This window comes from Saccharothrix sabaoui (genome assembly GCF_051756985.1).
In the GTDB taxonomy this organism is placed as follows: Bacteria; Actinomycetota; Actinomycetes; order Mycobacteriales; family Pseudonocardiaceae; genus Actinosynnema.
The window spans coordinates 133084-157436 of the sequence record NZ_JBPKJK010000001.1; the positions used below are offsets into that span (position 1 = coordinate 133084).

A 24353-nucleotide genomic window follows, 5' to 3' on the forward strand; every position below is an offset into this window, starting at 1 on the left:
CGTGCCGCGTCGGCGCATCACCGCCAACCCCGCCCGCTCACCCACCCGGTGACCCCGACAACGGCCGCCGGCCCGACGTCAGAACTTCGTAAGGCGATTCCCGGCCCACCGGGCCGTCCGGTTCGCCAGAGTTGTCCGGGAAGGCCGGGGTTGCCCGGAGGAGAACCGGGGAAAGGCGGACGATGTCCAAGCGCGTGGTCGTGGTCGGGGTGGCCGGGGTCGTGGTGGTGGCCCTCGTGGTGGGGCTGCTGCTGTTCCAGCCGTGGCGGTTGTGGACGGACCGGACCACCGACGAGGCCCTCCTGCTGCCCGGCACGTCCGGCACGTCCGGTTCGTCCACTCCGTCCGCTCCGGGCACGTCCCTGCCGACCACGTCGGACGCGCCGACCACCACCACCCCTCCACCGGGGCCGGTCGCGCTGGCCTCCGGCCCGTTCCGCTCGCTGGAGCACGCCACGACGGGCAGCGCGACGCTGGTCCGGCTGCCGGGCGGCGGGCACGCCGTGCAGTTCGAGGCGCTGGACACCAGCGACGGCCCGGACCTGTACGTGTACCTGTCGGACAAGTCGTCGGACTCGCCGGAGTCCGCGTTCGGCTCCGGTTTCACGAACCTGGGGAAGTTGAAGGCGAACCGGGGCAACCAGGTCTACGAAGTGCCCGCCGGAACGTCCTTGGACGCCGTGCGCAGCGTCGTGATCTGGTGCGAGAGGTTTTCCGCGGGGTTCGCCGTAGCACCCCTGGAACGAACGTGACATCCCGGTGAAACAAATGTCCCGCGGTCACGCCACTCCTGCGCTTTTCGCAGTATTGACGTATCTGGTCTAGACCACATAGAGTGGTGAGCACCACAACGTCCCTCGTTGGTGGGCGGGCGGATGCCCCATCGACGAGGAGCCGGCTCACTGGGGTGGGCCACCCGTTGGCGGCGGCGCGGCACTTCTCTCCCCGAGCCGCGCCGCCGCTCACGGTTTCCCCCGCGTTCCCCGTCGCGGGACGCGCCGCCCGACGCGCACCGCGCGTGACGCCCGCCGGGTGTGCTGCACACTGGGCGTGATGCTCACCAGGACCATCGCCATCCACTACGTGACCGCCGCGCTGCGCGGGGCCGTGCGCCGGGGCCACGACCCCGCCGAGTTCCTCGGGCCCGCCGGGATCGGCGAGGCGCTGCTGGGCGACGAGCGCGCCAGGGTCACGCCCGCGCAGTACGCCAGGCTGGTGCAGACCCTGTGGGACGTGCTGGGCGACGAGTTCCTGGGCCTGGCGCCGCAGCCGAGCAAGCGCGGCACGTTCGCCACGATGTGCCTGCTCGCGGTGCACTGCCCGTCGCTGGAGGACGCGCTGCGGCGCGGGCTCGCGTTCTACGGGCTGTTCGACGTGCGGCCGGTGATGTCGCTGGGCGAGCACGACGGCGCCGCCGCGTTCACCCTCGCCGCGGACGGCGTGGACGACCCGGACCGGTTCCTGGTCGAGTCGCTGCTGGTGCTGTGGCACCGCTTCTCGTCGTGGCTGGTCGGGCGGCGCATCCCGCTGCGCGGCGTCGACCTGGCGTACCCGGAACCGCCGCACGGCGCGGAGTACCACCTGATCTTCGGCGCGCCGCTGCGGTTCGGCGCGCCCACGACCATGCTCACCTTCGACACCCGGTTCCTGCGGATGCCGGTGGTGCAGGACGAGGCCGCGCTGCGGCGGTTCCTGCGCACCTCACCCGCCGAGCTGCTGTCCCGGCGCGACTACGGCGCGGACGCGTCCAGCCAGGTCCGGCGGGTGCTCGGCGGCGGCGTGGTGGGCCTGGACAACGTGGCCGCGCGGCTCGGCGTGAGCGCGCCCACGCTGCGCCGCAGGCTGGCGGCCGAGGGCACGTCGTTCCGCGAGGTGCGCGAGCAGCTGCTGCGCGACCAGGCGGTGGCGAGCCTCGTGCGGGGCGGCGAGTCGGTGGAGGAGCTGGCGCTGCGGCTCGGCTTCTCCGAGGCGAGCGCCTTCCACCGGGCGTTCAAGCGCTGGACCGGCACCAGCCCCGGCACCTACCGCGGCGGTCCCGGCGGGTGACCGCCCCGGCGGAACTTCGCCCGAACGGCCGTGGACCGGAAATCTCCAACGCGGTGCACTGGCACTGCGAAAACTCGCCACCACACCCAGCGGGAGTGCCCGTGCCCCCACGTCCCGGAGCCCTCGTCGCCGCCGCGCTGGCCGCGACCCTCGTCCTGCCCCCGCCGGCCCACGCCGAACCGCCCGCGCCCGCGGTGCCGGCGGCCCGGGCGGAGTCCGCGCCGGACCTGCTCGAACCGCCGGTCAGCCGGGCCGCGGCCGTCGACCCGGCCCGCCGGGTCGAGACCGCCCGCTCCACCCGCCCGGTCGCGCCGGGCGTCACCCTGGACTCCTTCGACTGGTACGAACCCGGCGACGCGGGCGGCTGGGTGCGCGGCGACGCGCTGACCGTCGACCTGAACGCCGGCACCCGCGTCGACTACCTGCACCCCGGCGCCGTCTCGGCCACCGAACCGCTGTCCGCGCAGGCCGACCGCACCCGCGCGGTCGCCGCCGTCAACGGCGACTTCTTCGACATCGGCAACTCCGACGCCCCGCGGGGCCCCGGCGTCCAGGGCGGTCGCACGGTCAAGTCGCCCACCGCCACCCACCGCCGCGCCGCCGGCGTGGACGCGGCGGGCGTCGGCCGCGTGATGGAGGTGTTCTTCGACGGCCGCGTCACCCGCGCGGACGGCACGTCCCTGCGCCTGGACCAGCTCAACAACCCGATCGTGGAGAACGGCGGCATCGGCGTGTTCGACCCGATGTGGGGCTCCTTCAGCCGCGCGCGGGTCGTGCGGGGCGCGACCCGGGTGGCCGAGGTCGTCGTGCGCGACGGCGCCGTGACCGAGGTGCGCGACCGCGCGGGCACCGACCCGGTCCCCGCCGACGGTGTCGTCCTGGTCGGCCGCGAGACGGGCGCGGACGCGCTGAGGACCCTGGTCGTGGGCGAGCGGATCGCCGTCGAGCACACCGCCAGGACCGGTGACGGGGCCGCGCTGCGCGCCGCGATCGGCGGCAACCAGCTGCTCCTGCGGGACGGCGAGGTGGTCGCGCCCGACGACCCGCTGCACCCGCGCACCGCGGTCGGCTTCGACGCCACCGGCGAGCGGATGTTCCTGCTCACCGTGGACGGCCGCGTGTCGCCGTACCTGTCGGGCCTGAACCTCAAGGACGTCGCCTCGGTCCTCAAGGAGATGGGCGCGCACAACGCGCTCAACCTCGACGGCGGCGGCTCGTCGACCCTGGTGGCCCGCGAGCCCGGCGCCGAGTCGGTGACCGTGGAGAACACCCCGTCCGAGGGCGGCGAGCGGGCCGTGCCCAACGGGCTGGCCCTGTACGCGCCGGGGGGCAGCGGCGAGCTGACCGGGTTCCGGGTGGCCACCGCGGTCGACCCGCGCGACGCGCCCGGCGACGGGACCGTGCCCGGCGGCCGTCCCGACCGCGTCTTCCCCGGCCTGACCAGGCAGCTGGTCGCCGAGGGGTACGACGAGACGTACGGCCCGGCGCGCGACGAGCGGCACGGGTGGCGCGCGACGCGGGCCGACGTGGGCCGGGTGGGCGACGACGGCGTGTTCCACGCCCTGCGGCCCGGCACGACCACCGCGGTGGCGTGGCGCGGTGGCGTGGCCGGCGAGGTCGAGCTGACCGTGCTGGGACCGCTGGCCGGCCTGTTCGCGACGACCGCGCGGCTGAGCCTGCCCGAGGTGGGCGGCAGCGGCGAGGTCGGCGTGCTCGGCCGGGACGACGACGGGTTCACCGCGCCGGTCGACCCCGCCGACCTGGCCCTGGAGTACGACCCCGCGCTGCTCCGGGTCGAACCGGTGGGCGGTCGGCTCGCGGTCACCGCCCTGGCCCCCGGCGCCACGACCGTCGTGGCCCGCGCCGGCGGTCACGAGGTCCGCGTGCCGGTCACCGTCGGCCTGGAGGAGCGGCTGGTCGCCGGGTTCGACGACGCCGCGTCCTGGACGTTCGGGTCGGCCCGCGGCTCCGGCTCGGTCGCGCCCGCCGCCGGCCGCACCGGTCCCGGCCTGCGGATGACCTACGACTTCGCGCAGTCCACCGGCACGCGCACGGCGTACGCCGTCCCGCCCGCGCCGATCGAGGTGCCCGGCCAGCCGCTCGCGCTCGGCGCGTGGGTCTACGGCCACGGCCGCGGCGAGTGGACGGCCTTCACGGTCACCGACGCGTCGGGCCAGAGCCGGTCGCTGTACGGCCCGTACATCACCTGGCGGGGGTGGCGGTACCTGGAGGTGGCGGTGCCCACCGCGCTCGCGTTCCCCCTCCGGGTGAACAGGTTCTACACGATCGAGACCGCGGCCGACCGCCAGTACGCGGGGGAGGTGCTGGTGGACGACATCGTGGCCAAGGTGCCCCCGGACGTGGAGCTGCCCGTCGTGGAGCCGGTGGAGGACCGGCTCGTGGTGCGGGACGGCACGGTCGCCGACCGGCCGTGGCGGTTCGCCGTGCTGTCCGACGCGCAGTTCGTGGCGCGCGACCCGGACAGCGCCCTGGTGCGCGCGGCCCGGCGCACGCTGCGCGAGGTCAAGGCGCAGCGGCCGGACTTCCTGGTGATCGCGGGCGACTTCGTGGACGAGGCGTCGCCGGAGGACCTGGCGCTGGCGCGGCGCGTGCTCACCGAGGAGCTGGGCGACGAGCTGCCCTGGTACTACGCGCCGGGCAACCACGAGGTCATGGGACCGGGCACGATCGACAACTTCCGCCGCGAGTTCGGCGCGACCCACCGGGTGTTCGACCACCGGGGCACGCGGTTCGTGCTGCTCGACTCCTCCTCCGGCACCCTGCGCGGCGGCGGGTTCGACCAGGTGGTGCGGCTGCGCGAGGCGTTGCGCGACCACTCGGGGGTGGACTCGGTCGTCGTGGTGCACCACCACCCGCCGCGCGACCCCACGCCCACCAAGGGCAGCCAGCTGTCCGACCGGCTGGAGGCCGACCTGGTGGAGGACTGGTTGGCGGACTTCCGGCGCACCACCGGCAAGGGCGTGGCGTTCGTCGGCGCGCACGTCGGCCTGTTCCACGCCTCGCGGGTGGACGGCGTGCCGTACCTGGTGAACGGCAACTCGGGCAAGGCCCCCGCCGGTGACGCGGGCCGGGGCGGGTTCACCGGCTGGACCCTGCTCGGCGTGGGCGCGCCCCGTCCCGGCGACGACTGGATCGCCGCCGAGGTCCGCCCGCACGTGGACGCGCTGGCCCTGGACGCGCCGCCCACCGTCCGCGTGGGGGCTCCGGTCCGGGTCGCCGCCACCGTCACCCAGGGCTCCCGCGCGGTCCCGGTGGCCCACCCGGTGTCCGCGGACTGGTCGGGCTCGCCGAACCTGCACGTCGGCCCGCCCGCCGACCTCCGCCCCTGGCACGACGCCCACCTGGACCCGGCCGCGGGCACCCTCACCGCGATCCGCCCCGCCCACCTGACGATCGCCGTGACGGTGAACGGCACGACCACCCGGGCCGACGTGACCACCGCCCTGCCCAACCGCCCCCGAGCCACCGCCTAACCCGAGAGTCCAACGCTCAGACCCCGAGAGTCCAACGCTCGCGACCCGAGAGTCCAACGCTCAGGACCCCTGAGTTCTGCGTTCGAGCCGACCGGTCGGTATGCGGAACGGAGAACTCAGAGGGCCTGGAGGTTGGACTCTCGGGGCCCGGGCGTTGGACTCTCGGGGTCTGGAGGTTGGACTCTCGGTCAGAAGGGGGTGTTGGCGGCGGCGCGGTCGCGGAGGGACGCGGGCGGGCGGAAGCGCTCGCCGTAGGTGTCGGCCAGGTAGTCCGCGCGCTCCACGAAGCTCGTCAGCCCGTACGCGTTGACGAACTGCACGGTGCCGCCGCTCCACGGCGCGAAGCCGAACCCGAACACGCTGCCCACGTTCGCGTCGCCGACGGAGGTCAGCACGCCCTCGTCCAGGCACCGCAGCGTCTCCAGCGACTGGACGAACAGCAGGCGGTCCTCGACGTCCTTCTCCGTCACGCCCGCGTCGGCCCTGGCGTAGCGCGACAGGCCCGGCCAGAGGAACTTGCGCCCGCCCTCCGGGTACTCGTAGAACCCGGCCCCGCCCGACTTGCCGGTGCGGCCCTCGGCGACCAGCTCCTCCAGCACCGCGAACGCCGGGCTGTCGCCCAGGGCGCCCGCCGCGGACGGGTCGTCGGCCAGCGCCTGGTCGCGGATCTTGAGCTGGAGCGTCAACGTCACCTCGTCGGACACCGCCAGCGGCCCGACGGCCATGCCCGCCCGCTTGGCCACGTTCTCGATCAACGCGGGCGCGACGCCCTCGGCGACCATCGACACGGCCTCGGTGACGTACGTGCCGAACGTCCGCGACGTGTAGAACCCGCGGCTGTCGTTGACCACGATCGGCGTCTTGCCGATCCGGAGCACGTAGTCGAACGCCCGCGCCAGCGTCTCGTCCGACGTGCGCTCGCCGCGGATGATCTCCACCAGCCGCATCTTCGGCACCGGCGAGAAGAAGTGCAGGCCGATGAACCGGGTCGGGTCGGACACGGCGGACGCCAGGCCGGTGATCGGCAGCGTCGAGGTGTTCGAGGCGATCACCGCGTCCGGCAGGGCGTGGGACTCGGCCGCCGGCAGCACCGCGTTCTTCAGCTCGCGGTTCTCGAACACCGCCTCGATCACGAGGTCGCAGCCCGCGAGGTCGGCGTCGGAGTCGGTCGGCGTGACGCCCGGGGTGTCGCCGGCGCCGCGCCGGGCGGCCTCCAGCGTCACGTCCTTGAGCACGACCTCGATGCCCGCCTTGGCGCTGACCTCGGCGATGCCCGCGCCCATCATGCCCGCGCCGAGCACGCCGACCTTCGACACCGCCGACTTCGGGACGCCGCCGGGCCGCGACCCGCCCGCGTTGATCTCGTTGAGCTGGAACCAGAAGGTGTTGATCATGTTCTTCGCGACCTGGCCGGTGGCCAGCTCCACGAAGTACCGCGCCTCCACCCGCAGCGCCGTGTCGAAGTCGACCTGCGCGCCCTCGACGGCCGCGGCGAGGACCTTCTCCGGCGCCGGGTACGCGCCGTGCGTCTTCTTGCGCAGCACGGCGGGCGCGGCGGCCAGCAGCCCGTACAGGTCGGGGTCGCCGAACCGCACGCCCGGCACGGTGTACCCGGGCTCGTCCCACGGCTGCACGGGCGCGGGGTTCGCCTTGACCCACGCCCGCGCCTTCGCGACCAGCTCCTCGCGCGACGACGCCAGCTCGTGCACCAGACCGGCCTGCAACGCCCGCGCGGGCCGCAGCTGCTTGCCCTCCATCAGCAGCGGCAGCGCGGGCTGCACGCCGAGCAGGCGCACCACCCGCGTCACGCCGCCGCCGCCGGGCAGCAGGCCCAGCGTCACCTCGGGCAGGCCGACCCTGATCCGGTCGTCGTCGAGCAGCACCCGGTGGTGGCACGCCAGCGCGATCTCGAACCCGCCGCCGAGCGCGGAGCCGTTGATCGCCGCGACGACCGGCTTGCCGAGCTGCTCCAGCCGCCGCAGCTGGGACTTGACCTCCTCCAGGAACCCGAGCGCCCCGGCCGCGTTCTCCGGGGTGATCCTGATCAGCAGGTTGAGGTCGCCGCCCGCGAAGAACGTCTTCTTCGCCGAGGTCAGCACGACGCCGGTGATGTCGTCGCGCTCGGCCTCCAGCCGGTCGACCACCTCGCCCATGGCCTCGTGGTACTCGGCGTTCATCACGTTCGCCGAGCCCGACATGTCCATGGTGAGGGTGACGACGCCCTCGTCGTCCCGCTCGAAGTGGATGGCCATCAGACCCTCTCGATGATCGTCGCGATGCCCATGCCGCCGCCCACGCACAGCGTGGCGAGGCCCCGGCGCAGGTCCCGGCGCTCCAGCTCGTCGAGCAGGGTGCCCAGGATCATGCAGCCGGTCGCGCCCAGCGGGTGCCCCAGGGCGATGGCGCCGCCGTTGACGTTGACCTTGTCGTCGGGCAGGTCGAGTTCGCGCTGGAACTTCAGCACCACCGACGAGAACGCCTCGTTGATCTCGAACAGGTCGATGTCCTCGACGGCCAGCCGCGCCTTGTCCAGCGCCTTGCGCGCCGCCGGGGCCGGGCCGGTGAGCATGATCGTGGGCTCCGAGCCGACGACGGCGGTGGCGACGACCCGCGCGCGGGGCGTGAGGCCCAGCTCCTCGCCGATCCGGGCGTTGCCGATCAGCATGGCCGCCGCGCCGTCCACGATCTGCGACGAGTTGCCCGGCGTGTGCACGTGGTGGACGCGCTCGACGGTGGGGTAGCGGTCGATGGCCACCGCGTCGAAGCCCAGGTCGCCGTGGAACGCGAAGGACGGCTTGAGCCTGCCCAGCCCCTCCAGCGTCGTCTCCGGCCGGATCGCCTCGTCGTGGTCCAGCAGCACGGACCCGTTCTGGTCGACCACCGCCACGATCGAGCGGTCGAAGTACCCCTTGTCCCGCGCGAGCGTCGCCCGCTGCTGCGAGCGCAGCGCGTAGGCGTCCACGTCCTCGCGGCTGAAGCCCTCCAGGGTGGCGATCAGGTCGGCGCTCACGCCCTGCGGCACGAAGTTGACCGCCGTGTTGGTCTCCGGGTCGGCCATCCACGCGCCGCCGTCGGACCCCATCGGCACCCGCGACATCGACTCGACGCCGCCCGCCACCACCAGGTCCTCGAACCCGGACGCCACCTTGGCCGCGGCGAGGTTGACCGACTCCAGGCCGGACGCGCAGAACCGGTTGAGCTGCACGCCCGCGGGCCGCAGGTCCCAGCCCGCCGCCAGCACGGCCGTGCGGGCGATGTCCGAGCCCTGCTCGCCGACCGGCGACACGACGCCGAACACCACGTCGTCCACGGCCGAGGTGTCCAGGTCGTTGCGCCGCGCCAGCGCGTCGAGCACCCCGGAGGCGAGGGTGATCGGCTTCACGCTGTGCAGCGACCCGCGCTTCCCCCTGCCACGCGGTGTGCGCACCGCGTCGAAGATCAAGGCTTCGCTCATGCACCCACGGTAAGGCGCGGCACGCCCCGCGCCCATGACCGCACGAGGTGACTTATTAGCTCATCCGGTGGCCGCGAGGTGCGGTCGCGACGTCGATCACGCACACCCGCCTGACAATTGCGCTCACGATCGACGTCCACGCCGGCACCCGGCGGTCATGGTGCCGGCGCGCCGTCGGTGGGACCGTCGACGACATGCCGACTCGCCGTTCCGCATGGATGAACGAGGACCTGGACCAGCTGCGCGACCTGGCCCGGACGTTCTTCGAGAAGGAGGCCGTCCCCCACCAGGAGCGCTGGGCGGCGCAGAAGCAGGTGGACCGGGGCTTCTGGCGCAAGGCCGGGGAGCTCGGCCTGCTGTGCCTGTCCATCCCCGAGGAGCACGGCGGTGGCGGCGGCACGTTCGCGCACGAGGCCGTGCTGCTGGAGGAGCAGGCCCGGTGCGGCGACAGCGCCTGGGGCAACAGCGTGCACAGCGGCATCGTCGCGCACTACCTCAACTCCTACGGCACCGAGGAGCAGAAGCGCCGCTGGCTGCCGAAGATGGCCTCCGGCGAGTACGTGGGCGCCATCGCCATGTCCGAGCCCGGCGGCGGCTCCGACCTCCAGAACATCAGGACGCGGGCGCTGCGGCACGGCGACGAGTACGTGATCAACGGCTCCAAGACGTTCATCACCAACGGCGCGCAGGCCGACCTGGTCGTCGTGGTCGCCAAGACCGACCCGTCCCAGGGCGCCACCGGCATCTCGCTGCTGGTCGTGGAGACCGCCGACGCGCCGGGCTTCCGCCGCGGCCGGGTGCTCGACAAAGTCGGCATGAAGGGCCAGGACACCGCCGAGCTGTTCTTCGACGACGTCCGCGTGCCCGCCGACAACCTGCTGGGCACCGGCGAGGGGCAGGGCTTCATCCAGCTCATGCAGCAGCTCCCGCAGGAGCGGCTGATCATCGCGGTCGCCTCCGTCGCGGGCATCGAGGCCGCCGTCGCCCTCACCCTCGACTACGTCAAGGACCGCACCGCGTTCGGGCGGGAGCTGATCAAGTTCCAGAACACCCGGTTCACGCTCGCCGAGTGCGCCACCGAGGCCCGCGTGACCAGGGCGTTCGTCGACGAGTGCGTGCAGGCGCACCTCGCGGGCGAGCTGGACGTGCCCACCGCGGCCATGGCCAAGTGGTGGTCGACCGAGCGGCTGTGCCGGGTCGTGGACGAGTGCGTGCAGCTGTTCGGCGGCTACGGCTACATGACCGAGTACCCGATCGCGCGCGCGTGGGCGGACGCGCGCGTGCAGAAGATCTACGGCGGGACGAACGAGATCATGAAGGAAATCATCGCGAGGTCGCTCTGACATGCCGGGACCCCTGGAAGGGCTGAAGGTCGTCGAGCTGGCCGGCCTCGCGCCCGCGCCGTTCGGCTGCATGGTGCTGGCCGACCTGGGCGCGTCCGTGGTGCGCGTCGACCGGGTGTCCGGCGCGCCCGCCGTGCCCGGCGACCCGCTCGGCCGCGGTCGCCGCTCGATCGGCGTGGACGTCCGGCGGCCCGAGGGCGCGGAGCTGGTGCTGCGGCTCGTCGCGGGGTCCGACGTGCTGGTCGAGGGCTTCCGGCCCGGCGTCACCGAGCGGCTGGGCATCGGGCCGGCGCAGTGCCTGGCCCGCAACCCCCGGCTCGTCTACGGGCGGATGACCGGCTGGGGCCGGTCCGGCCCGCTGGCCGACCGCGCCGGGCACGACATCAACTACATCGCCGTGGCCGGCGCGCTGGAGCCGATCGGCCGGCCCGGGCAGCCGCCGACCGTGCCGCTGAACCTCGTCGGCGACTTCGGCGGCGGCGGGCTGCTGCTGGCGCTGGGCCTGCTGGCGGCGCTCTACGAGCGGGAGCGGTCGGGGCGCGGGCAGGTCGTGGACGCGGCGATGGTCGACGGCGCGGCGCTGCTGACGACGTTCCTGCACGGCATGTCGTCGGCGGGCGCGTGGTCCGGCGGGCGGGGGGAGAACCTGCTGGACGGCGGGGCGCCGTTCTACGACGTGTACGAGGCCGCGGACGGGCGGTACGTGAGCGTCGGCGCGCTGGAGGAGAAGTTCTACGCCGAGCTGCTCGCCCTGCTGGGGCTGGAGGACGCGCCCAGCCGCCACGACCCGGCCAACTGGCCGGAGCTGCGCTCCCGCATCGCCGCCGCCGTCGCCACCCGCCCGCGCGACGAGTGGGCGGCGCTGGCGGAGGGGACGGACGCGTGCCTGGCCCCCGTGCTCGCGCCCGGCGAGGCCCCGGGGTACGGGCACAACGCGGAGCGCGGCACGTTCGTCGAGGTCGCGGGGGTGGCCCAGCCCGCGCCCGCGCCGCGGTTCGACCGGACCCCGGCGGGCGTGCCGACCGCGCCGCCGGCGGGCGGCGAGCACACCGACGAGGTGCTGGCCGAGCTGGGCCTGGCCGAGGACGAGGTGGCGGCGCTGCGCGCGGCGGGCGTGGTCGCCTGAGGGGGATGACCCCGCTTCTCCGGGGCGTTCGACGCGCCGTTCGGCCCGCGCACGCGGGTGGCCGGAAAATGAACGCGAGAAATCACCGGAAGAGGTGCTGGGAATTGCCGGCGGCCGACATCGGCCTTTGTCACGCTCGGTGCGTGCTTCGGCGCAATCAGGTGATGTGCTGTGCGGGTGTGACGGTGTCGCTCGACCTCGGTGTCCGTGCCAGGGGGGTGGGCGAGTGCCCGTAACTAGGTGATCGGCGGGACCACTGGTCCCCTTGATAGTCCGATCAGGTGACAGTGGCCACTGCCCAGGCGTGGTTGCGTGGGCGCCGCTACCCCCAGTCGGGGGACGTCGGAGGGTTGCGCGTTCATCGTCCGGGTGAATGGTGGAGCATGTCGGGTGACGCGACGGGCACGGCGTCCGTCGGCCCCTGCCTCGTGAACGGACGGAGACCGATCAGTGAACGTCAAGAAGGTGGTGACGCTGGCGGCGGTCGCGCTGGTGCTGTTCCTGCTCGTCACCCAGCCCAACGAATCGGCCGACGCGGTGAAGACCGCCCTCGGCTGGCTCCAGTCGGGCGCCGAGTCGATCATCACCTTCGTCCGCAGCCTCTTCGCCTAGCGCACCCCGCCGCGGCTCCGCTCAATGCGGTCACCCACGGTGACTTTGACTCCTCGACGTTGCACCGTACGGGTGGAATGAGGGCTATAACGCGCTGGTAACAGGGTTTTTGGCAAACCAGGGTCTAGCGGTTGTCGGTACCCGCTAATACGGTGCGCTGCATTGGCTGATCTTCGACCGACGAGGAGGCAGAATGGTCGAGGACTCGGGAGTCGACGAGCTGCTGCGGCAGTGGGCGGCTGAGCGCTCGGACGACGCCGAGCTGCAGGAGGTGAACCGGATCAAGGACGCGTGGCTCGCGGAAGCCCCGCCGTCCCCGGGGATCCCGGTGCAGCGGGCGAACGGCGGGAACCGCGGCCTGATGAGGGTCGAGTCCGCGGACCCCGCCTACGTGGCGGCGATGCGGAAGAGGGCGCCCGAGGTGCCCGAACCCCTGCTCGCCGCCGCCGCCAGCTACTGGCAGCTGGTGGGTGACCTGTCGGAGGCGGAGCTGTGGTGGGACGCGGGCATCAGCCCGTTGGACCAGCGCGCTCTGGACTACCGGGCGGCCGGGCTCACGCCCGCCGACCTCGGTCGTCGTCTCGGCCCGATGACGGTGCTCCAGCACCTGCGTCGGGGCAGTGCGGCAGCCTGGTGCGTGGCCAGGTTGCAGAGGCAACGCCGGGACGGCGTCGCCTAGTCCGGATCGACGAAGAGTCGGGCGGGCTCCTGAGGTCGAGGGGCCCAACGCCCGTGAGGGGCGGGCTCCCGCGTGGGGAGCCCCGGCCCGAGGGGGCTCTCAGCTCCCGCGAAGTACCCTTGAGGTGTGCACGGCCTCATCACCCCCAAGCGCGTCGCCATCGCCGCTGTCTGCGTGGCCGCGCTGGTCGTGTGCTGCGGTCTCGCCTACTGGCAGTGGGAGCGCTTCTCCCAGGCGGGCGGCACGTTCCAGAACCTCGGCTACGTGTTCCAGTGGCCCCTGTTCGGCCTGTTCCCGGCGTTCATGGTGTGGCGCATCCGCAGGCTGGACGCCCAGCGCCGGGCCGAGGGGACCGCCGGGGAGACCGAGGTCACCCCCGACGGGGGTACCCGGGAGCCGGTGGCCGAGCCGCCGGCGCCGGTCGTTACCGTTGACCCCGTCGGAACACCCGCGCGCGACGACGAGGACGACGAGTTGGCGGCCTACAACCGCATGCTCGCCCAGCTCCACGCGCGGGACCAGCGGTGAGGTGAGGGTAGGGCGATGAGCGGCGCGTTGACCAGGTTCCGGTTCATGGCTTACGTGGTCGGCGTCGGCCTGCTGCTGCTCGTGGTCGCCATGATCGCCAAGTACGCGGGCGGCACCGAGACCATGATGAGGGTCGTCGGCCCCGTCCACGGCTTCCTCTACGCCATCTACCTGGTGCTCACCGTCGACCTCGCCCTCAAGGCGCGCTGGTCGATCAAGGCCACGGTGCTCGTCCTGCTGGCCGGCACCGTCCCGTTCGTGTCGTTCTACGCCGAGCGCAAGGTCGTGGAGAGCGTCCGGGCCGAGAAAGCCCTGTGACGCGGCGGGTTGACCCCGGCCACCAGGCACATCTAGCGTCTGGCGGTACCAACTGAACACGGCCGTCGATGTCGCGCGGGAGAGTCCCCACCAGTCGGGGCGCCGAAGGAGCAACTCCTCCCCGGAATCTCTCAGGCACAGCTACCGCCCGACGAAGGCAACTCTGGAAAGCAGGCGCACCCGGTGCGCCTCGCCCACGGTGCAAGCCGCTCACCGGCAGCGGCGAAGCTCTCAGGCTCATGACAGAGGGGGAGGCTTCTTCGACGAGGAGTCTCCGATGGACCGTGTCACCCTTCACCCGTGCCCGCCGACCCGACCGGTCGGCGCTACCGGCATGCCCGCACCCTGGGAGGACCCCGCCTGATGGAAAGCCGACGCACGCCCCTGCACGCCGAGCACGAGGCCCTGGGCGCACTGTTCACCGACTTCGCGGGCTGGCGGATGCCGCTGCGCTACGACAGCGAGCTGGCCGAGCACCGCGCGGTGCGCACCTCGGCGGGCCTGTTCGACCTGACGCACATGGGCGAGATCGTGCTGACCGGGCCGGGTGCGGGCGCCGCGCTGGACCACGCCCTGGTCGGCCACGCGTCGGCGATCGGCGTGGGACGCGCCCGGTACACGATGATCTGCGAGGCCGACGGCGGCGTCGTCGACGACCTGATCGTCTACCGCACGGGTGACCAGGAGTACCTGGTCGTGGCCAACGCGTCCAACGCGGCCGTCGTGTTCGAGGCGCTGGTCGAGCGGGCGAAGGGCTTCGACACCACCGTCGAGGACCGCTCCACCGACTACGCGCTGCTCGCCGTGCAGGGGCCGCGGTCCACCGAGATCCTGGCCGGCCTCACCCCGACCGACCTGGCCGGGGTGAAGTACTACGCCTCCTACCCGACCGAGGTGGCGGGCAGGCCCGTGCTGCTCGCCCGCACCGGCTACACCGGCGAGGACGGCTTCGAGCTGTTCACCGCCCCGGACGACGCCGCGCACGTGTGGCGGGCGCTGCTGGAGGCCGGCCGGGAGCACGACCTCAGGCCCGCCGGGCTCGGCTGCCGCGACACCCTGCGCCTGGAGGCCGGGATGCCGCTGTACGGCAACGAGCTGGGCCGGGACCGCACCCCGTTCCACGCCAACCTGGGCCGCGTGGTGAAGCTCGACAAGCCGGGCGACTTCGTCGGCCGCGACGCCCTGGCCGCCACCGCGGCCGAGGGCGTGCGCCAGGTCCTCGTCGGCCTGAAGACCACCTCCCGCCGCGCCCCCCGGCACGGCTACCCCGTGCTGGACGCGGGGGGCACCCCGATCGGCGAGGTGACCAGCGGCGCGCTGTCGCCGACCCTGGGCTACTCGGTGGCCATGGCCTACGTGGCCGAGGGGCACGCCGAGCCCGGCACCGAGCTGTCCGTCGACGTCCGCGGCAAGCGCGAGCCCGTCGAGGTCGTCGCGCTGCCGTTCTACAAGCGCCCGAGCTGACCGCCCGAGCTGACTAGGAGAGAGATCCCATGTCCGAGCACTTCAACACCTCCCTCGCGGAGTTCGACCCGGAGGTCGCGGACGCCGTCGCCGCCGAGCTGCACCGGCAGCAGAGCACGCTGGAGATGATCGCCTCGGAGAACTTCACGCCGGTGTCGGTGCTCCAGGCGCAGGGCTCGGTGCTGACGAACAAGTACGCCGAGGGCTACCCCGGCCGGCGCTACTACGGCGGCTGCGAGAACGTCGACGTCATCGAGCGGCTGGCGATCGAGCGGGTCAAGGGGCTGTTCGGGGCGGGCTTCGCCAACGTGCAGCCGCACTCGGGCGCGCAGGCCAACGCGTGCGCGATGTTCGCCCTGCTCCAGCCGGGCGACACGATCCTGGGCCTGGACCTGGCGCACGGCGGGCACCTGACGCACGGCATGCGGATCAACTTCTCCGGCAAGCTCTACAACGTCGTGCCCTACCACGTGTCGGAGGCCGACGGCCGGGTCGACATGGCCGAGGTCGAGCGGCTGGCGCAGGAGGCGAAGCCGAAGCTGATCGTGGCGGGCTGGTCGGCCTACCCGCGGCAGCTGGACTTCGCCGAGTTCCGCCGCATCGCCGACTCGGTGGGCGCGTACCTGATGGTCGACATGGCGCACTTCGCCGGCCTGGTGGCGGCGGGCCTGCACCCGAGCCCGGTGCCGCACGCGCACGTCGTGACGACGACCACGCACAAGACGCTCGGCGGCCCGCGCGGCGGCGTGATCCTGACCAACGAGGCCGACCTCGCCAAGAAGATCAACTCGGCGGTGTTCCCCGGTCAGCAGGGCGGTCCGCTGGAGCACGTGATCGCGGGCAAGGCGGTGGCGTTCAAGCACGCCGCGTCGCCCGAGTTCGCCGACCGGCAGCGGCGCACCGTCGAGGGCGCGAAGATCCTCGCCGAGCGCCTGTCGCGGCCCGACGCGGCGGCGGCGGGCGTGAAGGTGCTCACCGGCGGCACCGACGTGCACCTGGTGCTGGTCGACCTGGTGGCGTCCGAGCTGGACGGCAAGCAGGCCGAGGACCGGCTGCACGAGGTGGGCATCACGGTCAACCGCAACGCGGTGCCGAACGACCCGCGCCCGCCGATGGTGACCTCCGGCCTGCGCGTCGGCACGCCCGCGCTGGCCACCCGCGGCTTCGGCGCGGCGGACTTCGCCGAGGTGGCCGAGATCATCGCCGCCGCGCTCCAGCCGTCGCCCGACCTGGCGGACCTGCGGTCGCGCGTCGAGGTGCTGGCGGCCAAGCACCCGCTCTACCCGAGCCTGTGAGCGCGGCCACCGCCTGAAATAAGTTGAGCCTTCAACCGGTTGTCCCGTGTGCACGACGCACGGGACAACCGGAAGAAGGACCCATGACCGCGACCCTCGACTCCCTCGCGCTGTCCGCCGACGCCCAGGACCTGCTGTTCCGCGAGGCCCGCACGGCCAACGCGTTCACCGCCGAGCCGGTGACCGACGAGCAGCTGCGCCAGGTCCACGAGCTGGTCAAGTGGGGTCCGACGGCGATGAACAGCCAGCCGCTGCGGGTGCTGTTCCTGCGCTCGGAGGAGGCCAAGGAACGCCTGGCCCCGCACATGGCCGAGGGCAACCGCGAGAAGACGCGCACCGCGCCCGTGGTGGCCGTGCTGAGCGCCGACGCCGACTTCCCCGAGCACATGGCGAAGACGTTCCCGCACTTCCCCAACGCCCGGCAGGCGTTCGCCGACGACACCGCCCGCGCCGGGATGGCCCGCACCAACGCCCTGCTCCAGGTCGGCTACTTCATCGTGGGCGTGCGCGCCGCCGGCCTCGCCGCGGGCCCGATGAGCGGGTTCGACGCCGAGGGCGTGCGCGCGGAGTTCCTGGCCGGCACGGCGCAGCAGCCGCTGGTGGTCGTCAACATCGGCCACGCCGACGAGTCCGGCTACCGGCCCCGCAACCCGCGCCTGGACTTCGACGAGGCCGCGCGCGTCCTCTGAGGACCGCTGCACCACGCCCTGATCCCCCGGCCAACCCCGGGCCGGGGGATCAGGGCGTTCCGCAGTGGACCTCCGGGTCACACGCCGGGAGCGGTCACCCCCGGCGGGAGGCACTCGACGTTGCGCTTCCCGTTGGGCTGCACCACGAACCAGGTGCCGCCCACGCCCTGGCCCTTCCACTGGCCCGGGGCCTCGTCCTTCGCGTAGGTGTAGAGCGGCCAGCCGTCGAGGGTGACCTGCTTCGAACCGTCGGCGCGCTCGACCGTCGACACGAGCGCCGGGTCGACGCCCTGCAACGCGGGCGCGTCGCCGTTGGACAGCAGCGGCGGCCACGTCACCGCGCACTGGTCCTCGCAGTTGGACTTCGCGGGCTTCGCGGTGTCCTTGTCGAACCGGTACAGCGTGCGGCCGTCGCCGTCCTGCACGACGTCGCCCATCTTGGGCACGCTCTTGCCCACCAGGCTGACCCGGGGACCCGACGGCGCGGGCGCGGCCTGACCCTCCGGGGCGCCCGCGGCGGGCTCCTCCTCTGCGGGTCCCTCCTCGGCGGGCGCGGACTCCTCGCTGGTCGGAGGGGCCAAGGGCTTCTGGACGTCGCCGTAGTCGCCCTGGGCCGCGACGCCCACCTGCTCGGTCTGCGCGACGTTCGTGCCCTGGAGCACGGTGGTGTTGGACGTCCACATGACCAGTGCGAGCACGGCCGCCATTCCACCGGCTACGGCGATGGCGACGCGGTTTCGTCGGATCACACTCAACTCCTCCTCGGTCCGTCAATCGCTCCAACGACGATTACGGCCCCGTCACGGCGTCGGTTCACCTCCGCGCCGGGAGCCGCGCCAAGACAGGGGTCGCCGAGGACCGCCGCACCGGGTGGGTCGACTAGCCGACGTGCCACTGCTGGAGCCAGTCCCCGCCGCACGGCCGCACCGCCACCGCGTCGCCCACCGCGGTGAGGCACCGGCTCAGGTCGCCGGCCGGGTGCAGCCACGACCACGTCCGGCCGCCCTCCTCGCCCGCCCGCCGCACGACCCACCGCCCGCCGGGTCCCCGGTGGCACGGCCCCCACGCCGCGTCGGTCGGGCGCGGGTCGCCGGTCGCGCCCAGGCACGTCGCGCCCGGTCCGCCGACGGTGACGACGCACCCGTGCGCGGACGGGCCGACGGGGGTGAGCGACACGTCGACGGCCCGGGCGCCGGTCTCGTGGTCGACCAGCCGGCCGTGCACCGGACCCGCGGCGCACCCCACCCGACCGGGCAGCGCGTAGGGGACCACCGACCACCCGACGTCCGCGTCGGCCAGGGGACGGCACGCCCGCTGGAACACCTGGACGTGCACCTCCGGGTCGCCGCCCTGGTGCGACAGGCACCCGCCGGTGTTGGCGTTCTCGACCACGACGTGCCCCGCCGGCCTGCCGCGCACCGGCCGCAGCCGCCACACCGCGCGGTCGTCGCCGGGGTCGCACACCTGGTAGCGCTGCTCCACGCCGGGGCTGCCGTCGGCGGTCAGGCACAGGTCGGCCCGCGCGCTGCTGCGCACCAGCCAGCCCGCCGCGCCGACCGGGGTGAGCACGACGACGTGCCCGAGGTCGTGCGACCCGGCGCACGACCACTGGTAGACGGGCTGCCCGACCCGTTCCGAGTCGCCCGGGTTGCTGAGGGGACCGTTGCGGGACAAGCACTTCCCGCTCGCCGAGTTCACCAGGTGCGCCAGGTGCTCGGCGGCCCCCGCGACGGGTTCCCCGACGCCCACAACCTCGACGGCCGGCGCGGCGGCGGTGTCGGCCGCGGTGTCGGCGGCGGCGGGCAGCACCGACAGCAGCACCGCGCACGCCGCGACGAGCGCGCCCCGGCGCCGCGTGCGCCGCGACCCGGGCGCGGCCCGCGGGAACGGGTGGTCGGGCAGCGCGACCCACGCCCCGGCGGCGGTCTCCTTCACCACCACCCGCACCGGGCGGAACGTGGCGGCGTCGAGCACGTCGCTCTGCCGCACGACCTCCTCGTAGAACCAGTCCGACGTGATCAGGGCGAGCACGCCGGGGGAGCCGGCCAGGGCCTCCTTGAGCGGTCGGGCGTCGAGCAGGCGGAACGCGTGGTTCACCGCGACCGACGTGCAGCCGTGCCCGTCGCGGTGCACCTCGCCCGCGTGCAGCGCGAGCCGCAGCCTGATCCGCTCGCGCGCGGGCCGGCCGGCGTTGTGCGCGACGAGAGCGCGCGCCAGGGCCGCCGGCAGGCGCTCGGCGACGAGGGACTTCGGCACGTCCCGCGGCACGAGGACGAACGCGCCGTCGCCCCGGTCCTCCACGTCGCACAGCTCCCACGGGAGACCCGCCTCGGCGAACGCCCGCCGCAGCGCGGAGTAGAGCCCGGCGCGCACCGCCACCTGGCTCGGGTTGGTGCGCCGCCGGTCGCCGAAGCCCTCCACGTCGACCAGCACGATCGTCCGGTTCTGCGCGACCAGCGCGTCGTCCACGACGACCACTGTAGGAGCGGGTCGGTGCCCCCGGTCCGAGAACCATTCGATCGTAGGTACGAGGGGGCGCAGGACTGCGGACAGCACCCGGCCGCGGTCACGGGGGACATAGGGTGTCCGGGTGGGCAACGAGACCTCCTTCCCGCGCCAGCACGCGCGCACCCAGCGGTTCACCCTCGGGGCACCCCGGACGTTCACCGTCGCGCCCGACGGCTCGACCGCGTACTTCCTCCGCACCGCCTCGGCGACGGGCCGGGCGAACGGCCTGTGGGCGTTCGACACGGCGACCGGGACCGAGGCGCTGCTGGTCGACCCGGCGACCCTGCTGACCGACCCCGAGGACCTGTCGCCGGAGGAGCGGGCCCGCCGCGAGCGCACCCGGGAGCAGGCCGCGGGCATCGTGGGCTACTCGACGGACGCGGACGTGCGGCAGGCGGTGTTCGCGCTGTCCGGGCGGCTGTTCGTGGTCGAGCTGGCCACCGGCGCGGTGCGCGAGCTGCCCGCCGCGGGCCCGGTCGTCGACCCCCGCCTGGACCCGACCGGCCGCCGCGTCGGGTACGTCGCCGACGGCGCGCTGCACGTCGTGGACCTGGGCACCGGCGCGGACCGGGTCGCCGCCGCGCCGGACGGCGACGAGGTCACCTGGGGCCTGGCCGAGTTCATCGCGGCCGAGGAGATGCACCGCTACCGCGGCTACTGGTTCTCCCCGGACGGCGCGCGCGTGCTGGCCGCCCGCGTCGACAACGCCCCGGTGCGCCGCTGGTACATCGCCGACCCGGCCAACCCCGCCACCCCGGCCACCGAAATCGCCTACCCGGCGGCCGGCACGCCCAACGCCACCGTCACGCTGTCGGTCCTCGGCGCGGACCGCGACGGGCGGGTCGACGTCGAGTGGGACCGCGAGGCGTTCCCGTACCTGACCACGGCGGTGTGGTCCTCCCACGGCCGGCCGCTGGTGCAGGTCCAGACCCGCGACCAGCGCCGCGTGCGGGTGCTCGCGGTGGACCCGGACACCGGCGCCACCGAGGTGCTGGCCGACGACGTCGACCCGCACTGGCTGGAGCTGGTGCCCGGCTCGCCGCGCTGGACGCCGGACGGCGAGCTGCTGCGCGTGCTGCCGGTGGACGGCGCGAACCGGCTGGTCGTCGGCGACCGGCCGTGGACGCCGGACGGCTTCCAGGTGCGCTCCGTGCTGGACGTGGGAGCGGACGGCGTGCTCGTCACCGCCTCCACCGACGACCCGACGCGGACGCACGTGTTCCTGGTGGACGGGAACGGTCCCACGCGGCTGTCCGCCGAGGACGGCGTGCACGGCGCGGTGCGCGGCGGCGGCGTGCTGCTGCTGACCTCGTCGGGCCTGGACCACTTCGGCGTGAAGGTGACCGCGTCGACCGGCCACGGGATCGCCAACCACGCCGAGCGGCCCGTCCTCACCCCGCGCGTCACGCTGCTGACCGCCGGCGAGCGCGACCTGCGCGCCGCGCTGCTGTTCCCGCGCGACCACGTGCCGGGCACGAAGCTGCCGGTGCTGCTCGACCCGTACGGCGGGCCGCACGCCCAGCGCGTCGTCGCCGCCCGCAACGCCTACCTGACCTCGCAGTGGCTGGCCGACCAGGGCTTCGCCGTGCTCGTCGTGGACGGCCGGGGCACCCCGGGCCGGGGACCGGGGTGGGAGCGCGCCATCGCGTTCGACTTCGCCGGCGCCACCCTCGACGACCAGGTGGACGCCCTGCACGCGGTCGCCGCCGACCACCCCGACCTGGACCTGACCCGGGTGGCCATCCGCGGCTGGTCCTACGGCGGCTACCTGGCGGCGCTGGCCGTGCTGCGCCGCCCGGACGTCTTCCACGCGGGCATCGCGGGCGCGCCGGTCACCGACTGGGCCCTGTACGACACCCACTACACCGAGCGCTACCTGGGTCACCCGGACGAGCGGCCCGAGGTGTACGAGGCCAACTCGCTCATCGCGGACGCCGCGAAGCTGGAGCGCCCGCTGATGATCGTGCACGGCCTGGCCGACGACAACGTGGTCGCCGCGCACACCCTGCGGCTGTCCAGCGCGCTGCTCGCCGCGGGCCGGCCGCACACCGTGCTGCCGCTGTCGGGCGTGACCCACATGACCCCGCAGGAGCAGGTCGCGGAGAACCTGCTGCTGCTCCAGGTCGACTTCCTGCGCACCGCGCTCGCCTGACCGGGGCCGGCCCCGGAGAACGGCGGAGGGGGCCGTCCCGCACGCGGGACGGCCCCCTCGTCGTGGCGCTCAGGCCACGGAGTTGCGCACCCGGTAGGGCGGGATGGAGTTGCCCACCAGGGCCAGGTCGTCGATCGACTCCGGCTGGTAGCCGCACGCCGGCAGCCGCTCGACCATCAGCGCGGTCGGGTCGGCCACCTCGTCGGCGCGCCCGAACAGGTACGCCCACTCGTGCTCGTCCGAGCCGTAGTACGCGACCGTGCCGAACACCTCGTTGAACCGCTCCCACATGCGGATCAGGGTGGTGTTGCGCCACATCGTCTGGCAGCCCGCCTGGGACACCACGACGCCGCCCGGCGTGAGCAGCGCCTTGCACATGGCCAGGAACTCCGCGCCGTACAGGCGGTTGTGCTGCGCCTCCTCCTCGCGCTCGTCCGGCAGGTCCACCAGGACGATGTCGTAGCGCTCGGAGGTGGTGCGGATGTACTCGTAGCCGTCGATGTAGCGCACCCGCACGGGACCCTCGCCCCGTTCGGCGGCGGCCAGCTCGTCGGTCGTGTAGCCGTACGGCAGGTGCTCGGCGCACAGCTTCACGGCCTGCTCGTCGATGTCGATGTGGTCGACCACCGACGCGCCGGCGGCCACCGCCATCCGGCACACCACGCCCTCGCTCGACCCGATGACCAGCACCCGGTCGACGCGGTCGGCCAGCAGCAGCGCCGGGACCATCAGCGCCTCGTGGTAGGTCAGCTGGCTGAACTCGGTGCTCTGCCGGTCGTCGTCGCAGAACAGCGACAACCCCTGCGCGGTGCGGGCGATCACCAGGTGCTGGAACTCGGTCTTCGCGTCGACCACGACCTCGTCGACGTCCCAGTGCCTGGTCATCCCGGCCGCCAGCGGCTCGCGGATCACCTCGGTGTTGACGGGTTCCCCGGTCACGACTTCTCCTCACCGACGAGCGCGGGGACGCGGTGACCCCGGCTGATCATGTCCGTCCGTGCGGACACAGCACCGAGCGCTTCCGCCAGGAGCTGCACCGCGAGCGCGGGTTTGGCGCGCGTGCCGCAGGTGAACACGTCCACGAACACGGCCCCCACCTCGGGGTACGTGTGGATGGACGCGTGCGACTCCGACAACAGGGCCAGCACGGTGACCCCTTGCGGCTCGAACTGCTTGGAGACCACCTCCAACACCGTGGCGTCAGCCTGGGTGAGCGCTTCACCGAGCGCGTGCTTGAGGAACTGCTCGTCGTCGAGCAGTTCCGGGCTCACGCCTTCCAACTCGGCGAGCACGTGCTGTCCTGCGAACAAGCCAACCGGCTCGGGTTCGCACGGGAGTCCGGACATCAATCACTCCAAACATCTTCAGGAGGGGTGGAGCGGTACGGGGGCGTGCTCACCGCACGCAGTGGGTGGCCAGCGGCGGGAAGCCGTTGAAGGCCACCGAGGAGTAGCTGGCCGTGTAGGCGCCCGCGCCGAGCAGGTCGACGTGGTCGCCCGCGCGCAGGTCCAGCGGCAGCTGGTAGACGGTGTGCTGGTACAGCACGTCGTCGGCGTCGCACGTCGGCCCGGCGATGACCACCGGACCCGTGGGGCCGCCGTCCTTCGACGTGACCAGCGGGTAGGCGATGGCCTCGCCCTCGGTCTCCGCGAGGCCGCCGTAGCGGCCGACGTCGAGGAACACCCAGCGCTGTTCGTCCGAATAGGACTTCTTCGCCACCAGCACGACCTCGGAGCGGATCAGCCCCGACTCGGCGACCACCGCGCGGCCGGGCTCGACCATGACGCTCGGCTCGAAGTCGCCGAAGTGCCGGCTGATCGCGTCGGTGATGGCCGCGCCGTACTCGGCGAGCGGCGGCGGCTGCTCCAGGTACCCGGCGGGCAGGCCGCCGCCCAGGTTCAGCGTCGTCACCGGCAGGCCCTCGGCGCGCAGCTCGAGCACGACCCCGGCGGCGTCGGCGATCGCGCCGTCCCAGCCGGTCGGGTCGAGCTGCTGCGACCCGGCGTGGAACGCCACGCCCAGCGGCGTCAGCCCCAGCTCGGCGGCCAGCCGCAGCAGGTCGGCGGCCATCTCCGGCGCGCAGCCGAACTTCTTGCCGAACGGGTAGGTCGAGCCGCGGCTCTCCACCACGATGCGCAGCAGCACCGACGAGCCCGGCGCGTGCTCGGCGATCGCCCGCACGTCCTGCTCGCTGTCCGAGACGAACAACCGCACCCCGCGACCGAACGCGTACGCGACGTCACGGGCCTTCTTGATCGGGTTGCTGTACGAGATCGCCGACGGCGCGGCGCCCCGCGCCAGGCACAGGTCGATCTCGGCGGGGCTGGCGACGTCGAAGCACGAGCCCTCGGCGGCCAGCAGTTCGACCACCTCGGGCGCGGGGTTCGCCTTCACCGCGTAGAAGACCGCCACCCGCGGCAGGGCCACGCGGATCGCGGCGAACCGGTCGCGGACCGTCGGCAGGTCGATGACCAGGCAGGGGGTGTCCGGTCGGTCGTGCTCCAGGAAACGACGAATACGAGCTGTTGCCTCGCGTAGCCGATCGTCGGCAAAGCTCTTCGTCATCTCGCTAGGGGTCCCCCTCCGCAACCGTGTTCAGGCACGGTCTGACCGTCTTCGGGCACGGCGGTCCACAGTACGCGCCG

The 24353-nt window shown here is 73.5% G+C and carries 20 protein-coding genes and 2 riboswitches; of the genes, 13 read left to right on the top strand and 7 right to left on the bottom strand.

What is annotated here, in order from left to right; translation table 11 throughout:
- Positions 1-182 precede the first annotated feature (182 nt).
- The 3 genes from ACR807_RS00430 (at position 183) to ACR807_RS00440 (ending at position 5540) form a co-directional block, all read left to right on the top strand.
- Positions 183-752, top strand: coding sequence for a DM13 domain-containing protein (locus ACR807_RS00430; RefSeq protein WP_438919124.1), 570 nt, complete (start codon positions 183-185; stop codon positions 750-752).
- A 301-nt stretch (positions 753-1053) separates the two neighbouring features.
- Positions 1054-2046, top strand: coding sequence for an AraC family transcriptional regulator (locus ACR807_RS00435; RefSeq protein ID WP_438919125.1), 993 nt, complete (start codon positions 1054-1056; stop codon positions 2044-2046).
- Positions 2047-2147: 101 nt separating this feature from the next.
- Positions 2148-5540 carry a phosphodiester glycosidase family protein gene (locus ACR807_RS00440; RefSeq protein ID WP_438919126.1) on the top strand — a complete coding sequence of 1131 codons (3393 nt, stop codon included), beginning with the start codon at positions 2148-2150 and terminating at the stop codon, positions 5538-5540.
- A 188-nt stretch (positions 5541-5728) separates the two neighbouring features.
- Here ACR807_RS00440 and ACR807_RS00445 read toward each other — a convergent pair whose 3' ends face one another.
- Together ACR807_RS00445 and ACR807_RS00450 are read right to left on the bottom strand one after the other, a co-directional pair.
- Positions 5729-7792, bottom strand: coding sequence for a 3-hydroxyacyl-CoA dehydrogenase NAD-binding domain-containing protein (locus tag ACR807_RS00445; RefSeq protein WP_438919127.1), 2064 nt, complete (start codon positions 7790-7792; stop codon positions 5729-5731).
- Positions 7792-8994, bottom strand: a complete 1203-nt coding sequence (locus tag ACR807_RS00450) for an acetyl-CoA C-acetyltransferase (protein ID WP_438919128.1) — start codon at positions 8992-8994, stop codon at positions 7792-7794. The genes ACR807_RS00445 and ACR807_RS00450 overlap by 1 nt, the downstream gene beginning before the upstream one ends.
- A gap of 194 nt (positions 8995-9188) precedes the next feature.
- On the opposite strand from ACR807_RS00450, the gene ACR807_RS00455 reads away from it, so the two are divergent.
- The 9 genes from ACR807_RS00455 to ACR807_RS00495 all read left to right on the top strand — a co-directional run bounded on the left by ACR807_RS00455 (position 9189) and on the right by ACR807_RS00495 (position 17048).
- Complete coding sequence (locus tag ACR807_RS00455) at positions 9189-10337, top strand: acyl-CoA dehydrogenase family protein (RefSeq protein ID WP_438919129.1); 1149 nt, start codon at positions 9189-9191, stop codon at positions 10335-10337.
- A gap of 1 nt (position 10338) precedes the next feature.
- Positions 10339-11463, top strand: coding sequence for a CaiB/BaiF CoA transferase family protein (locus tag ACR807_RS00460; RefSeq protein WP_438919130.1), 1125 nt, complete (start codon positions 10339-10341; stop codon positions 11461-11463).
- 450 nt (positions 11464-11913) lie between these two features.
- The gene (locus ACR807_RS00465) at positions 11914-12075 is read left to right on the top strand and encodes a hypothetical protein (protein WP_306749839.1); all 162 of its coding nucleotides are present in this window, start codon (positions 11914-11916) and stop codon (positions 12073-12075) included.
- Positions 12076-12268: 193 nt separating this feature from the next.
- Positions 12269-12754 carry a helix-turn-helix transcriptional regulator gene (locus tag ACR807_RS00470; protein WP_438919131.1) on the top strand — a complete coding sequence of 162 codons (486 nt, stop codon included), beginning with the start codon at positions 12269-12271 and terminating at the stop codon, positions 12752-12754.
- Positions 12755-12880: 126 nt separating this feature from the next.
- Complete coding sequence (locus tag ACR807_RS00475; RefSeq protein WP_438919132.1) at positions 12881-13282, top strand: hypothetical protein; 402 nt, start codon at positions 12881-12883, stop codon at positions 13280-13282.
- Positions 13283-13297: 15 nt separating this feature from the next.
- Positions 13298-13600, top strand: a complete 303-nt coding sequence (locus ACR807_RS00480; RefSeq protein WP_438919133.1) for a DUF3817 domain-containing protein — start codon at positions 13298-13300, stop codon at positions 13598-13600.
- Between the two features lie 66 nt (positions 13601-13666).
- Positions 13667-13757, top strand: a riboswitch (glycine riboswitch).
- Position 13758: 1 nt separating this feature from the next.
- Positions 13759-13853, top strand: a riboswitch (glycine riboswitch).
- A gap of 110 nt (positions 13854-13963) precedes the next feature.
- Positions 13964-15064, top strand: coding sequence for a glycine cleavage system aminomethyltransferase GcvT (gene gcvT / locus ACR807_RS00485; protein ID WP_438919134.1), 1101 nt, complete (start codon positions 13964-13966; stop codon positions 15062-15064).
- 29 nt (positions 15065-15093) lie between these two features.
- Entirely contained in the window at positions 15094-16359 is a 1266-nt protein-coding gene (glyA, locus tag ACR807_RS00490; protein WP_438919135.1) for a serine hydroxymethyltransferase, read from the top strand.
- A gap of 83 nt (positions 16360-16442) precedes the next feature.
- Positions 16443-17048, top strand: coding sequence for a malonic semialdehyde reductase (locus ACR807_RS00495; protein ID WP_438919136.1), 606 nt, complete (start codon positions 16443-16445; stop codon positions 17046-17048).
- Between the two features lie 77 nt (positions 17049-17125).
- Here the strand turns inward: ACR807_RS00495 and ACR807_RS00500 are convergent, their stop codons facing one another.
- Positions 17126-17797, bottom strand: coding sequence for a COG4315 family predicted lipoprotein (locus ACR807_RS00500; RefSeq protein ID WP_438919137.1), 672 nt, complete (start codon positions 17795-17797; stop codon positions 17126-17128).
- Between the two features lie 130 nt (positions 17798-17927).
- On the bottom strand, positions 17928-19517 hold the full coding sequence (locus ACR807_RS00505) for an RICIN domain-containing protein (RefSeq protein ID WP_438919138.1): 1590 nt from the start codon (positions 19515-19517) through the stop codon (positions 17928-17930).
- Positions 19518-19638: 121 nt separating this feature from the next.
- Between ACR807_RS00505 and ACR807_RS00510 the strand changes: the two genes are divergently transcribed.
- Complete coding sequence (locus tag ACR807_RS00510; protein WP_438919139.1) at positions 19639-21708, top strand: S9 family peptidase; 2070 nt, start codon at positions 19639-19641, stop codon at positions 21706-21708.
- A 69-nt stretch (positions 21709-21777) separates the two neighbouring features.
- Here the strand turns inward: ACR807_RS00510 and ACR807_RS00515 are convergent, their stop codons facing one another.
- Genes ACR807_RS00515 through ACR807_RS00525 form a run of 3 tightly spaced genes read right to left on the bottom strand, consistent with a single transcriptional unit; the run spans position 21778 to position 24273 of the window.
- Positions 21778-22593 (bottom strand): spermidine synthase, encoded by an 816-nt coding sequence (locus ACR807_RS00515; protein WP_438919193.1) that lies wholly within the window; start codon positions 22591-22593, stop codon positions 21778-21780.
- Between the two features lie 50 nt (positions 22594-22643).
- Positions 22644-23054 carry an adenosylmethionine decarboxylase gene (gene speD / locus ACR807_RS00520; protein ID WP_438919140.1) on the bottom strand — a complete coding sequence of 137 codons (411 nt, stop codon included), beginning with the start codon at positions 23052-23054 and terminating at the stop codon, positions 22644-22646.
- 49 nt (positions 23055-23103) lie between these two features.
- Positions 23104-24273: a type III PLP-dependent enzyme gene (locus ACR807_RS00525; RefSeq protein WP_438919141.1), complete on the bottom strand. Its 1170-nt coding sequence runs from the start codon at positions 24271-24273 to the stop codon at positions 23104-23106.
- Between the last annotated feature and the right edge of the window lie 80 nt (positions 24274-24353).

Coding starts and splice junctions, on each gene's coding strand:
- ACR807_RS00480 (WP_438919133.1), top strand. CDS start 13,298: ATGAGCGGCGCGTTGACCAGGTTCCGGTTCATGGCTTACGTGGTCGGC.
- ACR807_RS00430 (WP_438919124.1), top strand. CDS start 183: ATGTCCAAGCGCGTGGTCGTGGTCGGGGTGGCCGGGGTCGTGGTGGTG.
- ACR807_RS00515 (WP_438919193.1), bottom strand. CDS start 22,593: ATGACCAGGCACTGGGACGTCGACGAGGTCGTGGTCGACGCGAAGACC.
- ACR807_RS00455 (WP_438919129.1), top strand. CDS start 9,189: ATGCCGACTCGCCGTTCCGCATGGATGAACGAGGACCTGGACCAGCTG.
- ACR807_RS00470 (WP_438919131.1), top strand. CDS start 12,269: ATGGTCGAGGACTCGGGAGTCGACGAGCTGCTGCGGCAGTGGGCGGCT.
- gcvT (WP_438919134.1), top strand. CDS start 13,964: ATGGAAAGCCGACGCACGCCCCTGCACGCCGAGCACGAGGCCCTGGGC.
- ACR807_RS00435 (WP_438919125.1), top strand. CDS start 1,054: ATGCTCACCAGGACCATCGCCATCCACTACGTGACCGCCGCGCTGCGC.
- glyA (WP_438919135.1), top strand. CDS start 15,094: ATGTCCGAGCACTTCAACACCTCCCTCGCGGAGTTCGACCCGGAGGTC.
- speD (WP_438919140.1), bottom strand. CDS start 23,054: ATGTCCGGACTCCCGTGCGAACCCGAGCCGGTTGGCTTGTTCGCAGGA.
- ACR807_RS00460 (WP_438919130.1), top strand. CDS start 10,339: ATGCCGGGACCCCTGGAAGGGCTGAAGGTCGTCGAGCTGGCCGGCCTC.
- ACR807_RS00525 (WP_438919141.1), bottom strand. CDS start 24,273: ATGACGAAGAGCTTTGCCGACGATCGGCTACGCGAGGCAACAGCTCGT.
- ACR807_RS00450 (WP_438919128.1), bottom strand. CDS start 8,994: ATGAGCGAAGCCTTGATCTTCGACGCGGTGCGCACACCGCGTGGCAGG.
- ACR807_RS00495 (WP_438919136.1), top strand. CDS start 16,443: ATGACCGCGACCCTCGACTCCCTCGCGCTGTCCGCCGACGCCCAGGAC.
- ACR807_RS00445 (WP_438919127.1), bottom strand. CDS start 7,792: ATGGCCATCCACTTCGAGCGGGACGACGAGGGCGTCGTCACCCTCACC.